The organism is Hoeflea sp. YIM 152468 (genome assembly GCF_029210485.1).
In the GTDB taxonomy this organism is placed as follows: domain Bacteria; phylum Pseudomonadota; class Alphaproteobacteria; order Rhizobiales; family Rhizobiaceae; genus Hoeflea.
In genome coordinates, this window is record NZ_JARGET010000016.1 from 79,170 (window position 1) to 92,926 (window position 13,757).

Annotated in this window: 13 protein-coding genes; 6 read left to right on the forward strand and 7 right to left on the reverse strand. The window is 62.4% G+C overall.

The features are described from left to right. Positions 1 to 56 precede the first annotated feature (56 nt). Positions 57 to 1,061, reverse strand: a complete 1,005-nt coding sequence (locus PZ897_RS09170; RefSeq protein WP_275751861.1) for a proline racemase family protein — start codon at positions 1,059 to 1,061, stop codon at positions 57 to 59. Beyond that, positions 1,058 to 1,540: a dUTP diphosphatase gene (gene dut / locus PZ897_RS09175; RefSeq protein ID WP_275751863.1), complete on the reverse strand. Its 483-nt coding sequence runs from the start codon at positions 1,538 to 1,540 to the stop codon at positions 1,058 to 1,060. The genes PZ897_RS09170 and dut overlap by 4 nt, the downstream gene beginning before the upstream one ends. Before the next feature lie 93 nt (positions 1,541 to 1,633). Between dut and PZ897_RS09180 the strand changes: the two genes are divergently transcribed. The 3 genes from PZ897_RS09180 to PZ897_RS09190 all read left to right on the forward strand — a co-directional run bounded on the left by PZ897_RS09180 (position 1,634) and on the right by PZ897_RS09190 (position 5,562). Continuing rightward, entirely contained in the window at positions 1,634 to 3,223 is a 1,590-nt protein-coding gene (locus PZ897_RS09180) for a peptide chain release factor 3 (protein WP_275751864.1), read from the forward strand. A 100-nt stretch (positions 3,224 to 3,323) separates the two neighbouring features. Then, on the forward strand, positions 3,324 to 3,806 hold the full coding sequence (locus PZ897_RS09185; protein WP_275751866.1) for a DUF305 domain-containing protein: 483 nt from the start codon (positions 3,324 to 3,326) through the stop codon (positions 3,804 to 3,806). Next, positions 3,766 to 5,562, forward strand: a complete 1,797-nt coding sequence (locus PZ897_RS09190; RefSeq protein WP_275751869.1) for a cache domain-containing protein — start codon at positions 3,766 to 3,768, stop codon at positions 5,560 to 5,562. The genes PZ897_RS09185 and PZ897_RS09190 overlap by 41 nt, the downstream gene beginning before the upstream one ends. A 27-nt stretch (positions 5,563 to 5,589) precedes the next feature. On the opposite strand, the gene PZ897_RS09195 is transcribed toward PZ897_RS09190, so the two are convergent. The 4 genes from PZ897_RS09195 to PZ897_RS09210 all read right to left on the reverse strand — a co-directional run bounded on the left by PZ897_RS09195 (position 5,590) and on the right by PZ897_RS09210 (position 9,167). Further along, a complete protein-coding gene (locus PZ897_RS09195; protein ID WP_275751871.1) occupies positions 5,590 to 6,906 on the reverse strand; it encodes a TRAP transporter large permease subunit in 1,317 nt (438 codons plus the stop codon). Continuing rightward, positions 6,906 to 7,469: a TRAP transporter small permease gene (locus tag PZ897_RS09200; RefSeq protein WP_275751873.1), complete on the reverse strand. Its 564-nt coding sequence runs from the start codon at positions 7,467 to 7,469 to the stop codon at positions 6,906 to 6,908. Before PZ897_RS09200 ends, PZ897_RS09195 begins: the two co-directional genes overlap by 1 nt. A gap of 74 nt (positions 7,470 to 7,543) precedes the next feature. Then, the gene (locus PZ897_RS09205; RefSeq protein ID WP_275751875.1) at positions 7,544 to 8,566 is read right to left on the reverse strand and encodes a TRAP transporter substrate-binding protein; all 1,023 of its coding nucleotides are present in this window, start codon (positions 8,564 to 8,566) and stop codon (positions 7,544 to 7,546) included. A gap of 25 nt (positions 8,567 to 8,591) precedes the next feature. Next, a complete protein-coding gene (locus tag PZ897_RS09210; protein WP_275751876.1) occupies positions 8,592 to 9,167 on the reverse strand; it encodes a gluconokinase, GntK/IdnK-type in 576 nt (191 codons plus the stop codon). Between the two features lie 103 nt (positions 9,168 to 9,270). Here PZ897_RS09210 and PZ897_RS09215 point away from each other — a divergent pair, with 103 nt between their 5' ends. The 3 genes from PZ897_RS09215 to PZ897_RS09225 all read left to right on the forward strand — a co-directional run bounded on the left by PZ897_RS09215 (position 9,271) and on the right by PZ897_RS09225 (position 11,524). After that, entirely contained in the window at positions 9,271 to 10,290 is a 1,020-nt protein-coding gene (locus PZ897_RS09215; RefSeq protein WP_275751878.1) for a LacI family DNA-binding transcriptional regulator, read from the forward strand. 150 nt (positions 10,291 to 10,440) lie between these two features. Beyond that, entirely contained in the window at positions 10,441 to 10,989 is a 549-nt protein-coding gene (locus tag PZ897_RS09220; RefSeq protein WP_275751879.1) for an XRE family transcriptional regulator, read from the forward strand. A 7-nt stretch (positions 10,990 to 10,996) separates the two neighbouring features. Then, positions 10,997 to 11,524, forward strand: a complete 528-nt coding sequence (locus tag PZ897_RS09225) for a GNAT family N-acetyltransferase (protein ID WP_275751880.1) — start codon at positions 10,997 to 10,999, stop codon at positions 11,522 to 11,524. Between the two features lie 114 nt (positions 11,525 to 11,638). Here PZ897_RS09225 and PZ897_RS09230 read toward each other — a convergent pair whose 3' ends face one another. Further along, complete coding sequence (locus PZ897_RS09230; RefSeq protein WP_275751881.1) at positions 11,639 to 13,720, reverse strand: TRAP transporter permease; 2,082 nt, start codon at positions 13,718 to 13,720, stop codon at positions 11,639 to 11,641. Positions 13,721 to 13,757: the final 37 nt, after the last annotated feature.

Consider the following 13,757-nt stretch of genomic DNA (forward strand, 5'->3'; position numbering starts at 1 on the left):
ATTATTCTCCTGCCGGATCAAAGTGTGGAAATTCTGTTCACTTCCCCCTGACAGGCTCAGCGGACGAGAAATCCGCCAGCCAGGGGATCGTCCTGCTCGATGAGGAATTCAGCCTTGCCGGAATAGAACGCCCGGCCGGAGACCCGCGCGGTGATTGCCTGATGCGGCCCGGACGTAGTTACCGAGGCGACCGCGCCTGAAAACCGGCTGCCGATGATGCTTTCGAAGACCCGCGTCTGCCCCGTCGCAATCTGACCGCGGGCCTGCATCGCAGCCAGCCGCGCGGTGACGCCTGACCCCGTGGGCGAGCGGTCGACCTGGCGCTCGGCGAAAACACAGACATTTCGGGTCGGCTGATCCGACCAGGCGTCGCGGCCATCGGTCAGTATCGTGCCATAGAGAAAGGCCAGATCATCGGCGTCGGGATGGCTGAGCGGAACTGCCGGCTGGGCCGCCCTGGTCAGCGCATCGGCGGCATCGACGAAGGCTGCGACCGGATCGCGACCGAATTTGAGTCCGAACTGACGGGCGTCGGCGAGAGCATAAAAGGCGCCGCCATAGGCGATGTCGAAGCTGATCTTGCCCCACTTGCCAAGGGTGAGCACCCTGTCACGAGCGAACAGGAAAGACGGCACACTTTCGAAGCTGACCTCGGCGGCCTTGCCGTCACGCATGACCACGTCGGCGCGGACCAGGCCACAGGGGCATTCGATGGTGACCGTGGCCATGGTTTCGCCCGCCGGCACCAGGCCCTGATCCACAGCATAGCGGCCGAGCGCGACGATGGCGTGACCGCACATGGTGGAATAGCCCTCATTGTGCATGAACAGCACCGCCAGATCGGCGCCGGGCAGGTCCGGCTCGACCAGCAGCGCGCCATACATGTCGGCATGGCCGCGCGGCTCGAACATCAGAATCTGCCTGAGATGATCGAGATTGTCGCGGACGAAGCTACGTTTTTCGAGGATGGTGCCTTTTGGCAGATCCGGATACCCACTGGTGACGATGCGGAGCGGCTCGCCGCCGGTGTGCATGTCGATGACGGTCAGCGGGCCGCTCATTGCGCCCCTGTCGAACCGAAGCCGCCGGCGCCGCGTTCGGTCTCGCTCACAGCCTCGCGAAGGTGGATTCGGGCCTGCACCACGGGCGCGATGACAAGTTGCGCGATGCGCATGCCGCGGCTGACGGTGAAGGTTTCGGTCCCGAGATTGGCGAGGATGACCTTGACCTCGCCGCGGTAATCGCTGTCGATGGTGCCGGGCGCATTGAGGCAGGTGATGCCGGATTTGAGCGCCAGCCCCGAGCGCGGCCGGACCTGGCCTTCAAAGCCAGCGGGGATTTCCATGATCAGGCCTGTTGGCACCGCCAAGCGGCCGCCCGGGGCTATTTCCAACGGCCTGTCCCGGGCCACCGCCGCGCGCAGATCCATGCCGGCGGAGCCTGCTGTTTCATAGGCCGGCAGGTCGAGGCCATCGCCGTGCGGCAGGCGCAGAATTCCGAGTTTTGGGGCGGGCGGGGACTGATGAACAGGCTGGATCATGGGGCAAGCTTTTACCCTTGGCAGACGAAGGTCAATTGCATGGCGGGCAGCAAGCGGCTAGAACGCAGCGCAATCAACAGGAATTGTCGTTCGATGCCCGATACACTTGCCGAGGAAGCCGGCCGCCGCCGCACGTTTGCCATCATCTCTCACCCGGACGCCGGCAAGACGACGCTGACCGAAAAGCTTTTGCTGTTCGGCGGCGCAATCCAGCTGGCCGGTGAGGTCAAGGCCAAGAAGGACCGCATCCAGACCCGGTCCGACTGGATGAAGATCGAGCGCGAGCGCGGCATCTCGGTGGTCACCTCGGTGATGACCTTCGAGTATGACAACCACGTCTTCAACCTGCTCGATACGCCCGGCCATGAAGATTTTGCCGACGATACCTACCGGACGCTGACAGCGGTCGACGCGGCGGTGATGGTGATCGATGCCGCCAAGGGCATCGAGCCCAGAACGCTGAAGCTGTTCGAGGTCTGCCGGCTGCGCGACATTCCGATCCTCACCTTCATCAACAAGATGGACCGCGAGGCGCGCAATCCGTTCGAGATTCTCGACGAGGTCGAGCAGAAGCTTGCACTCGACACAGCGCCAATGACCTGGCCGATCGGCCAGGGGCGATCATTCTCCGGCACCTATCATCTGAGCAAATCGGCGATCCGTAAATCCGACAAGGAAACCGAACTGACGCCGGTCAGCGGGCCGGACTCGGACAAGGTTGCCGGGCTGCTCCCGGAAAACGAGCGCGCCACCTTCATCGAGGAGACGAGCCTGGCGGCGGAAGCCTGCCGGCCGTTTGATCTGGAGGCCTTTCGCGAGGGCCATCTGACACCGGTCTATTTCGGCTCGGCGCTGAAGGCCTTTGGCGTGCGCGACCTGATCAATGCGCTGGGAGAACTGGCGCCGCCACCCCGCGCGCAAGTGGCCGATACCCGCACGGTGGAAGCCACCGACCCGAAGATGTCCGCTTTCGTGTTCAAGATCCAGGCCAACATGGACCCCAATCACCGCGACCGTATCGCCTTTGTGCGGGTCTGCTCGGGCAAGCTCGAGCGTGGCATGAAGGCGCGGCTGGCGCGCACCGGCAAGCCGCTGAGCCTGTCGGCGCCGCAGTTCTTCTTCGCCTCGCAGCGGCAGATCGCCGACACCGCTTACGCCGGCGACGTTGTCGGCATCCCCAACCACGGCACGCTGAGAATTGGCGACACGCTGACCGAAGGCGAAGCGCTGGTGTTCCAGGGGGTGCCGAATTTCGCACCGGAGATCCTGCGCCGGGTGCGGCTCGAGGATGCGATGAAGGCGAAAAAGCTCAAGGAAGCGTTGCAGCAGATGGCCGAGGAAGGCGTGGTGCAACTGTTCTCGCCCGAGGATGGGTCGCCAGCGATTGTCGGCGTGGTCGGTGCGTTGCAGCTCGACGTGCTGAAGGAGCGGCTGTCGGGCGAATACGGGCTGCCGGTGAGCTTCGAAATGGCGCGGTTTTCGATCTGCCGCTGGATCTCGGCGGGCGATAAAAACGATCTCGAACGCTTCATCACCAGCCATCGCGGTGACATCGCCCGCGATCTTGACGGCGATCCGGTGTTTCTGGCGTCCGACCAGTTCTCGCTCAACTACGAGGCGGAGCGCTGGAAGATGATCGATATGGTGGCGATCAAGGAGTATCACGTCACCAAGGCGGCCTGAGGCGGCTAAGCGATCCGCGCGGCACACCAGCCGTGTGAACGCAGATCCGGAACATTCGGTCCTTTTCGGCGTTGGCCACTCAACGCTGATGGAGGACCCTATGCGCGGATCCTATGCCCGCTTTGCCGCGATGATCATCACCTCGACGGTCGTGATGTTCGCGCTGATGTATCTCAACACCTATGCGGCGAGCCATGTCTGGTTCAGCCAGACACGGATGTGGATGGCGCTGTATATGGGGGCGGCAATGGCTGTCGTCATGCTGGCGTTCATGCTCGGCATGTATTCCAGCAAAGGTGGCAACATCGCCATCTTCACGTTCGCCGGGCTGGTGTTTGCCGGGTCGCTCTATCTGGTTCGCAGTCAGGACACGGTGGGGGATGAAGCCTGGATGAAGGCGATGATTCCCCACCATTCGATCGCCATCCTGACCAGCTCGCGGGCCGCCATCTCCGACCCCAGGGTGCGCAAGCTGGCCGATGACATCATCGAGGCGCAGCGCCTGGAAATCGCCGAGATGGAAGCGCTGATTGCCGACCTGAATGGCGGTCCGGCGGCGACCCCCGAGATCGACGGCAAATAGGCTGTCGCTCGCTTCCGCCGCGCGCCAACACCGACACGGACAGGAGCATATCAGGGCCGGCACGGCAGTTAATTTGCCGAGATCATTGGAACCAAAGCCCCGCCATTCCGTTTCACTTCGGCGCAGCTGCACCGCCTTGTTGTTAAGGCAAGCGCGCTTGATGCCTATGGCCAGAAAAAAATGCGATCACGTTAAGCATGGCGGTCGGGCTGCTTTTGGGGAACGCTCAATGGTCACTAAAGCGATTGCAAGATCGGCGCGCGCGGCGATCACCTTTATCATCGCAACCTTGCTGATTTATTCCGCGATCGTCGGCTCTCTGGTCTACCAGGGTTTTGATGATGCGGAAGAGCGCGCCGAAATGTCCGCAATAGCAGCGGCAAAGGCGGTGAAAATCCATGCCGGATGGATCGTCGAGGTAGCTGCGCAAGCGTTGCGACGAATGGACTCGGCTCTCGGACCAGGTGTTCAGCCCAATGATGGGTCGACCTTAAGCGGCGTCAGAGATGCTCTTGAAGGACTTCCTGCAAGCGCCAAGGCCTACATTGTCGCCGCCGATGGACACACCCTCTACACGACAGACCCAAACTTCGTGGACCTCGACATTCGCGACCGGGAGTATTTCTCCGATCCGGCGGCGGGCAAACCGTTCTTCACCTCGTCGCTCCTCATCAGCCGGCTTGATGGCAGTGAGATCTTCGCGTTCAGCCGGCGGCTCGAGCGAAAGGGCGTGTTCATCGGCGTGGCAATCATTTCCTTCGATGCGGCTCTGTTGAAAGACTTGCTCGACTCGCTGGATCTGGGGACAGACTCAACCATCAGCATCGTTCGATCGGACGGCATGCTTGTGGCCCGTTACCCCCCGGCTGACGCTCCGCTGGACCTGAGCCAATACGTGCTTTTTACCGAACTGCTGCCCAGATCGGATTTTGGTATCTACACCAACAAGTCACCGTTGGACGGCGTGAAAAGAATAGTAAGCTATCAATCCGTCCCGGGCACTGACCTTATCGCCTTGGCGTCAGTGGGGACGGCCGAAGTGATCGGGCGGTTCTGGCACCGTGTCTGGGTCTTTCTGGTGTTCGTCATTCCGACCATTATCGGACTGGCACTCAGCGCGATCTGGATCATACGGCTGTTGCAGAAAGATGGTCGCCGTCACGAAGAGCTGCGAGCGGCTCTGGCCACAAACACGATGCTGTTTCGCGAGATCCACCACCGCGTGAAAAACAATATGCAGTCGATGCAATCGCTTGTGAGAATGCAGAATCTGCCCGAAACCGTGAAAACCGATATACAGTTGCGGTTTGCGGCGATGTCCACCGTGCATGAGCACATGTACAACCGCGATGCCTATGCGGCGCTTGACGCGCCGGCCTTCATAGCTTCAATCGCGCAAACGCTGGTTCAGGCCTATGGCTCGTTTGCCAAGTTGACCCTGGACATAGACCCGCTGTTGATCAATCACGAGCGGGCAACGCCCCTGGCGCTGCTGATCAATGAGGTCGTCACCAACGCGCTGAAATATGCGGACCCGGCCAAGCCCGATGTGTCGATCTCCATCAGTCTCAAACACTTGCCGGGTGACATGGCGAAACTGGTCATTGCGGACAACGGTCCCGGATTTGATCCCGCGCACAATCGCCCCGGGATGGGCACCAAGATCATCAAAGGCATGGTGATGCAGCTTGGTGGATCGCATAGCTACGCCTTTGATGGCGGCACGGTGTTTTCCGCCGATATTCGTATCGGCTGATGCCTGTCACGCCGGCAGCGCCGTGCATCAGTGCCAGGCTATCGCCGGAAACAGGATCAGCATGGCAAGAGCGAGAATCTGCATGCCGATGAAGGGCACCAGCGCACGGAAGATGGTGGCAAGCGAGATGTCGGGCGGGGCGACGCTCTTGAGGTAGAAGGCGGCCGGGCCGAAGGGCGGCGACAGGAACGAGACCTGCATGTTCATGCAGAACAAGACGCCGAACCAGACCGGATCATAGCCGAGACTTGTGATGATCGGCACGAAGATCGGCATGGTCAGCAGTGCGATGCCGACCCAATCGAGAAACATGCCGAGGATGAACAGAATCAGCATCATGAACAACAGGATGATGGTCGGGTTGTCGGACATGCCGGTGATCAGATCGGAGACGAACTTGATGCCCCCCATCAGATTGAAGACGCCGACCAGCGCGCTGGCGCCGATGCCGATCCAGACGATCATGCCGACGGTGCGGAGGGTCTGAAGGGCGGCGCCCTTGAGCAGCGACAGCGTGAATTCGCCGCGGACGATGGTCGAGAGCATGACGCCCGCAACGCCGACAGCGGAGGCTTCGGTGACGCTGGCAATGCCGGCATAGATCGACCCCAGGACGCCGGTGACCACCATAAGCGGCAGGATCAGACCCTTGAGCAGCCTGATTTTTTCAGCCATGGCGACCGGCGGGCCTTCCTGTACCGGAGCGATGGCCGGATTGAGATGGGCGCGGATCAGAACATAGACGACATAAAAAGAGGCCAGCATCAGGCCCGGCAGGAAGGCGGCGGTGAACAGGTCGCCGACCGAGACATTGGCGGTGAGGCCATAGATGATCAGCACGATCGAGGGTGGCACCATGGTGCCGAGCGCGCCGCCGGCGCAGACCACGCCGATGGCCAGATGCTTGTCATAGCCCAGCCGCAGCATCTGCGGCAGGGCGACAAGACCCAACAGCACGATCTCGCCGCCGATGATGCCGCTCATTGCCGCCAGGATGACGGCAACGGCGATGGTCTGGACGGCGACGCCGCCGCGCAGACGCCCGGCCAGCAGCTTCATCGCGTCAAACAGGTCTCGGGCAATGCCGGAACGGTCGAGAATTGCCGCCATCAGCACAAACATCGGCACCGAGACGAAAACGAAGGACGAGACGAACGAATAGACCCGGCTGGTGATCAGCGGCACCACCATCGGCCCGAACCAGCCGAGCGCGAAGATGAGCGCCACAAGCAAGGTGACATAGGCGAGCGGAATGCCCGAGACCAGCAGCGCCAGCAGCATGGCGAACATGACAAAGGTGCCGCCCTCGATGCCGAGCGACTGCAGCGAACCGAAGATTTCCATCAGCGCTTACCCCGGGCATAGTTGACTGCGAGAATGACGAACTGGACGGCCATCACCGCCAGCACGACCAGCATGAACACCTTGAGCAGTCCCGGATAGACCGGGTCCCAGGCGCTGCCGGAGCGTTCAAGCCGGAACGAACCATCGGGCCGGAAGGCTGCACGCTGGACCATGATCCAGGCGGCCCAGGCAAACATGGCGCTGGCTGCTGCGCAAATCAGCGAGATGACGATATCGAAGACGCGGCGGACGCGCCGCGGCACGGCGTCATAGATCAGCACCACGCGGATGTGCTTGTCGTGGGCCGAGCAATAGAGTCCGCCATAGATAAAAGCGATGCCGCAGAGGAAGATGGTGGTCTCATGCGCCCAGATGGTGGGCGCGTTGAAGACGTAGCGCAGCACCACTTCGTTGATGAGAATGGCCACGGAAGCGACAATACCCGCAGCGAACACCAGCCCGGTGCGGTCGACGAGACGGCCGAGGGCGCCGGCTTCGGCAATCGGGCCGCCGGTCGAGCCCTCGGCCTCCTCGAGAGCCGGTGCTGTCGGATCGTCGGTCATGTCATCCTCCTCCAAAGTTGCCGGGCGGCGAACCGCCCGGCAGGGGTTGATCTGTCAAGTGCCGGACGAGCGGTCTACTGCATCAGGCCGGCGTCCTTGAGATAGGTGGTCAGCACTTCGTACACCTTCTTGGCGTTGTCGGAGCGCTCGGCGACCTTGGCCCATTCACCCATGGCGATGGTGCGGAACTTGGCACGCTCCTCGGCCGACCAGTCATGCACAGTGACCTTGCCGCCAGCCTTGTCTTCCTCGACGGCTGCGAGATCCTGTGCGGCAAGGGCTGCCACCTGGCTCTGGGCAAACTCAGCGACGCTTTGCTCAAGGATGGTTTTGGTGGCGTCGTCGAGCGCATCCCACTTGGCCTTGTTCATCGAGATCTCGACCAGCGGCATGGAGTGGAAACCGGGATAGACCGGGTGCATCGCCACATCGTGCATGCCTTGTGCCTTGTTGGTCGAATAGACCGTGTAGTCGGCGGCATCGATGACACCCTTGTCGAGCGAGGTGAAGACTTCCGACCCGGGCAGATTGACCGGGGCTGCGCCGGCTGCGGCAAACACCTGCTGGACCAGGCCTTCGGGCGCACGCAGCTTGAGGCCCTTGAGGTCAGCGACACCATCGAGCGGCACTTTCGAGACAAAGGCTTCAAGGCCCGGCGTGGTGGCGCCGATGAAGTGCAGGCCGTAGGGCTCAACCAGTTCGTTCATCAGCTCCTTGCCGCCGCCCTTGGCCATGAAGTCAAACATTTCCTGCGGTGCCGACCAGGCGCCGACCGGGTTGGCGACCAGGCCGAAAGCCGGATCCTTGCCGGAGAAATAGGACGTGTCGGTGATGTGCCCGTCAAGAATGCCGCCGGCAATGGCGTCCTGGGTCTCGTTGTGGGCGACGATGGATTCCACCGGCAACAGTTCGATGGCCAGCTTGCCGCCGGTCTTTTCCTTGATGCTGTCGGCCCAGCCCTGCTGCAGCACGAAATTGGGGTTGCCGGCCGGATCGGAGGACTGGAATTTCAGCGTCATTTCCTGCGCCAGCGCAGAGGCGCCAAGCGCGGCGCCGATGACCGAAGCCAGGGCGAGTGTGGTCAGGGATTTCAACATAGCAAATACCTCCCGGGTATGCGTTTCAGTTTTGCCGGGTCTCGAGCCTATCGGGAACCGGACCGGTTTCGAGAGATACGGCAGCCGCATCCCCCATCTTGCGAAGCACCGCTTCGGAAAGCAAATCAAGTGAGGCCGTGACATCAACGACGATGCCGCTTTCGTCGTGGCCAAGCGGTTCGAGCGTCGCCAGCTGGCTGTCAAGCAGGCCCACGCCGACGAAATGATCGCGGCGGGATTTCAGCCGGCCGGCGATCAGGTCGCGGGCGCCGCTCAGATGAATGAAGCAAGCTGACGGCAAATGGCCGCGCAGACGGTCGCGGTAGATCCGGCGCAGCGCCGAACAGGCGATGACCACACCGCCCGAAGCTTGCGCCGCGGCTGCCGCTGCCACTCCGACGCGGTCGAGCCAGGGCAGCCGTTCGGCGTCGCTCAGCGCCTCGCCGCGCGACATGGCGGCGCGGGCCTCTTCGGAATGGTGATCATCGGCATCGACCAGGGCCAGACCCAGACGTGCGGCCAAGGTGCGGGCCAGCGCAGATTTTCCAGCGCCGCAGACCCCCATCGCAATCAAGACCCTGGCCTTGCTCTGACCGTCCATCAGCATCCTCCTCCTTGTCTCCGCTCTACTGGTAGCGCTAACATTTGTCAACCTAAGCAAACGTGCTAAACTTTTCCCACTGCAACAAAAATTAGACAGACCCTTGAAAAACAAACGAAATATCTCGATTACCATTGCCGATGTTGCGCGTGAAGCCGGTGTTAGCGCTATGACTGTGTCGCGCGCCTTGCGTGAACCGGAGCGGGTCTCGGTCAAGTCGTTGAGCCGTATCCGGGCGGTGATCGCGCGGCTTGGCTATTTGCCGGATCCGGCGGCGCAGGCGCTGGCGGCGGGGCGGACCAATGTGATCGGGGTGATTGTGCCATCGGTCACCAACAACGTGTTTGCCGATGTCATGCGCGGCGTCTACGCGGCGGCGGAGGACAGCCGCTGGCAGGTGCAGCTGGGCAATTCGCGCTACTCGCCGCTGGAGGAAGAGCGGTTGGTGAAAACCTTCCTGAGCCAGCGTCCGGCCGGGCTGATCATATCGGGCATCGACCAGTCGGACGAAACCCGGGCGCTGCTCAGGACCTCGCCCTGCCGCATTGTGCAGATCATGGAGATATCGGACCAGCCGCTCGACATGATGATTGGCTTCTCCCATCTCGAAGCCGCGCGCGCGGCAACCCGGCATCTGCTCGCGATGGGCTACACCCGGCCGGGATTTCTGGGCGCTAGGCTTGATCCGCGCACGCAACGGCGGCTTGCCGGGTTTCGCGACGTAGCCGCGGCTGCGGGGCTGCTTGAGGACCGCCGCATCGTCACCACCCCGCAAGCCTCTACCGTGACGCTGGGGGGCCTGCTGATGGCGGATCTTTTGTCGCGGGCGCCGGAGACCGACGCGATCCTGTGCAACAATGACGACCTGGCGCTGGGCGCACTGTTTGAGTGCCAGCGCCGTGGCATCGCCGTGCCGGGCAAGATCGGCATTTGCGGCTTCAACGATCTGGAGATGATGGCCGCAGCGCATCCGGCAATCTCGAGCGTGCGCACCCATCGCTACGAGATGGGCGAGCGCGCCATGCGGATGCTGGCTGCGGCGCTCGACGCAAGCGAGCCGGCAGAGCCGGTGGTCGATCTCGGCTTCGAGGTGGTGGAGCGGCAGAGCACGCTCAGACCCTAGGGGCGGGCTGGAACGTGACACGGACAGACGCAATTCCAGGCGTGGACTCGCGGAAGGCAGCGGGAGAGAGCACTCCCGCCGCAGCTTGACGACCATGTAAAAACCCAATATCCCATATTCAAGATTTTCTCTTGTATTCGGGATTAAGCTGTGTCTTCACTCAATGACAGGTTGGCGGAGCGGCTCAGGCAGGTGCGGATGGCGCACGGCTGGTCGCTGCAGGAGCTCGCAGACAGGGCTGCGGTCAGCCGCTCGACGCTGTCGCGGATCGAAAACGGCGACGTCAGCCCCACTGCCGAAACCCTGGGCAGCCTGTCGACGGCCTACCAGATGACCATCTCGCAAGTGCTGGCGCCGATCGAGGCGGGGTTCGCAGCCATTGTCCGGCGCGCCGACCAGAGCCAGTGGAGCGATGCCGAGAATGGGTTTGCCCGCACCATCATATCGCCGCCAAGTGGCGGCCTGACTGCCGAGGTGGTGCGCTGTACGCTCTCGCCCTACCAGATAATCTCCTACGCAGCGCCCTCGGTGCCGGGGCATGAGCACCATCTGGTGATGCTGTCGGGGTCGCTGAGCGTGACGCTCGGCGACGAGCCGCATCAACTCGAGAGCGGTGACTGCCTGCGCTACCAGCTGTTCGGTCCTTCCCGGTTCCAGACCGGTGTCGACCCGGCAAGCTACATGATCTTTCTCGTGTGAGGTGGGTATGACCAGTATCAGCATTCAGAGCCTGGCGGCCGATGAGCTGGACGCGCATGCCGACAGACTGGCCGGGATCATGGCGCAGACCGTGGAAGACGGGGCAGCGATCGGGTTCATGCAGCCGTTCTCCGCAGCCGACGCTCTGGCATTCCTGGCCGGACAGGTTTTTCCGGAGGTCCGCGCCGGCCGCCGCAAGCTGCTGATCGCCCATCTGGATGGCCAGACGGTGGGGTCGGTGCAACTGATCCTGGCGTTGCCGCCGAACCAGCCGCACCGCTGCGAGGTGGCCAAGATGATGGTCAGCCCGCAGGCCCGGCGCAAGGGCGTTGGCCGGGCGCTGATGCGTGCTGTCGTCGACGAGGCACGCGCGGCGGGCAAGACGCTGGTGACACTCGACACCCGAACCGGCGACAAGGCCGAGCCGCTTTACCGGGCGGCGGGCTTCGAGACTGCCGGCGTGATCCCCGGCTTTGCCCGCGACCCCGACGGCAGGGCGCTGCATGCGACCACCTATATGTACAAGACGGTGTGAACAGCGTGCTGGCATAATAGTTTATGCCCGCACCAGAATCACCGGCTGGATGACGACTGCAGCCCGGCTCTGAAGAGAAGGGCATGGGGGTGGCCGCTGTTGCCCGGTGCGCGCCTAGCCGGGCGCTGCCCGGCGTTTCTGCAGCAACTGCCTTGCTGCAATCGGCGCCACCAGCAGCAGCCCAACCACCGTTGCGATCAAATCGGGCGAAACCAGCAGGATGGCGGCCAGTACCAGGGCGATGCGTTCATACCAGCGAAGCGGCGCAAAGAGCCAATTGGATACCGCGGCAGCCAGGGCCCAGATGCCAAGCACCGTGCCGCTGAATGCAAGGCTGAATGCCGTCCAGGTGAAGTTATCGGTGACCAGCAGCAGCGCCGGCTGAAAGGCAAAGACAAAGGGCACCAGCGCCTTGCCCATGCTGAGCCGGAAGGCGGTGTTGCCGGCCTTGAACGCATTGGCATTGGCAATGCCCGCGCCCGCATAGGCCGCCATGGCGACCGGCGGCGTCACGTCGGCCAGAACCCCGTAATAGAAGACGAAGAAATGGGCGACCAGCGGCTGGACCCCGAGCAGGCCGAGAATCGGCGCCGCAACCGCAACCATGATGATGTAGTTCGCGGTTGTGGGAATGCCGCAGCCCATCAGAATACAGACAATGGCCGTCAGGATCAGGGTGAAGAGCAATGTCAGCGTCGGCACACTCATCAGCTCGAAGGGCAGGAAAACCAGAAGATCGTGGATCGAACCGGCCCAGTCCTGCGCAACGCTTGTGACCATATAGGCGATCTTGAAGCCCACGCCGGTCAGCGTGACCACGCCGATGACGACGCCGACCAGGGCAGCGGCTGCGGTGACCGACAGCGACTGCTTGGCTCCGAGGATGAACCCCTGCCAGACGCCATGAATTGTGCCGCGCAGGCCGCCGACGATGCCGCTTTCGCCAACCTGCTGAATGACAAGCACGCCGATACAGGCGGTGATCGACCAGAAGGCAGCAGAAAAGGGCGTGCGGCCGGACAACAGGATGGCAACCAGAACGACAAGCGGCACCACTGTCAGCCAGCCTTGCTTCAACACCTTCCAGGCATTGGGAAGTTCGGCAACAGACAGGCCGCGCAGGCCGAGCCGGCGGGCTTCCAGATGCACCTGGACCAGAACGCCGAAAAAGTGCATGAAGGCGGGAACGAGGGCTGCCGTGAGAATGGTGGTCAGCGACAGACCGAGATATTCGATCATCAGGAAGGCGACGGCCCCCATGACCGGCGGGGTGATCTGTCCCCCGGTCGAGGCGGCGGCTTCCACGGCGGCGGCAAAGTGGCGGGGATAGCCGATGCGGATCATGGCCGGGATGGTGAGCGCGCCTGTGGTCACCGTATTGGCGATCGACGAGCCTGAAATCGAACCCAGCAGCGCCGATGACAGGACCGAGACCTTGGCCGGTCCGCCCGCATAACGGCCCGCGACTGCGGAGGCCACGTCAATGAACAGCTGGCCCAGCCCGATCCGCGTCGCCATCACCCCGAACAGCACGAAATGGAACACATAGGTGGCAATCACGCCGAGCGCGGTGCCGTAAATGCCCTGAGAGGTCAGATAGAGATGGTTGACAATGTTCGACCAGCTGGCGCCCGGATGAACGAAGATGCCGGGCATCGACTTTCCGAAATAGGCATAGGCGATGAACAACAGGGCGATCACCGGCAGGGGCCAGCCCATCGAGCGGCGCACGGCTTCCAGAAGCACAACGATCAGAATCGTACCCATCACCACGTCGATGGGCAGCGGATTTCCGACGCGGAAGGCAAGTTCGCTGTAGATCCAGGGCACATAGAGTGCGGCGATGAACCCGGCAATGCCGAGCACCCAGTCGGTGAGCGGCAGCCCGAAGGGCGCCAGCGCACCTGGCTTCATCTCTTTCTTGCCGAAAGCGGAAAAGCTCAGGAATACCACAAGCAGCGTCGCACCGAGATGCAGGCCCCGGTGCACGGTTGCCTGCGGGATGCCAAAGCCCGCGGTGTAAAAATGGTAGCATGACAACAAAAACAGGATCGTTGCCGTGGCGATGGTCAAGGACCAGGCCAGAACCCGGAAGCGAAGCTCCGGGTCGTAGGTTTCCTCGATCATCTGCAGTTCATCGGCAGTCAGATGACGGACGTTCTCGGCTGATTCCGGCTTGTGTTTATCCACGCCCATGGTCCCCAGCACCTTATGTGAGCTTTAGAAATTGAGG

Bases quoted from the DNA above. Each gene is read 5' to 3' on its own strand.
- PZ897_RS09170 (WP_275751861.1), bottom strand. From the start codon at position 1,061: ATGAGCGGCCCGCTGACCGTCATCGACATGCACACCGGCGGCGAGCCG.
- dut (WP_275751863.1), bottom strand. From the start codon at position 1,540: ATGATCCAGCCTGTTCATCAGTCCCCGCCCGCCCCAAAACTCGGAATT.
- PZ897_RS09180 (WP_275751864.1), top strand. From the start codon at position 1,634: ATGCCCGATACACTTGCCGAGGAAGCCGGCCGCCGCCGCACGTTTGCC.
- PZ897_RS09185 (WP_275751866.1), top strand. From the start codon at position 3,324: ATGCGCGGATCCTATGCCCGCTTTGCCGCGATGATCATCACCTCGACG.
- PZ897_RS09190 (WP_275751869.1), top strand. From the start codon at position 3,766: ATGGCGGTCCGGCGGCGACCCCCGAGATCGACGGCAAATAGGCTGTCG.
- PZ897_RS09195 (WP_275751871.1), bottom strand. From the start codon at position 6,906: ATGGAAATCTTCGGTTCGCTGCAGTCGCTCGGCATCGAGGGCGGCACC.
- PZ897_RS09200 (WP_275751873.1), bottom strand. From the start codon at position 7,469: ATGACCGACGATCCGACAGCACCGGCTCTCGAGGAGGCCGAGGGCTCG.
- PZ897_RS09205 (WP_275751875.1), bottom strand. From the start codon at position 8,566: ATGTTGAAATCCCTGACCACACTCGCCCTGGCTTCGGTCATCGGCGCC.
- PZ897_RS09210 (WP_275751876.1), bottom strand. From the start codon at position 9,167: ATGGACGGTCAGAGCAAGGCCAGGGTCTTGATTGCGATGGGGGTCTGC.
- PZ897_RS09225 (WP_275751880.1), top strand. From the start codon at position 10,997: ATGACCAGTATCAGCATTCAGAGCCTGGCGGCCGATGAGCTGGACGCG.
- PZ897_RS09230 (WP_275751881.1), bottom strand. From the start codon at position 13,720: ATGGGCGTGGATAAACACAAGCCGGAATCAGCCGAGAACGTCCGTCAT.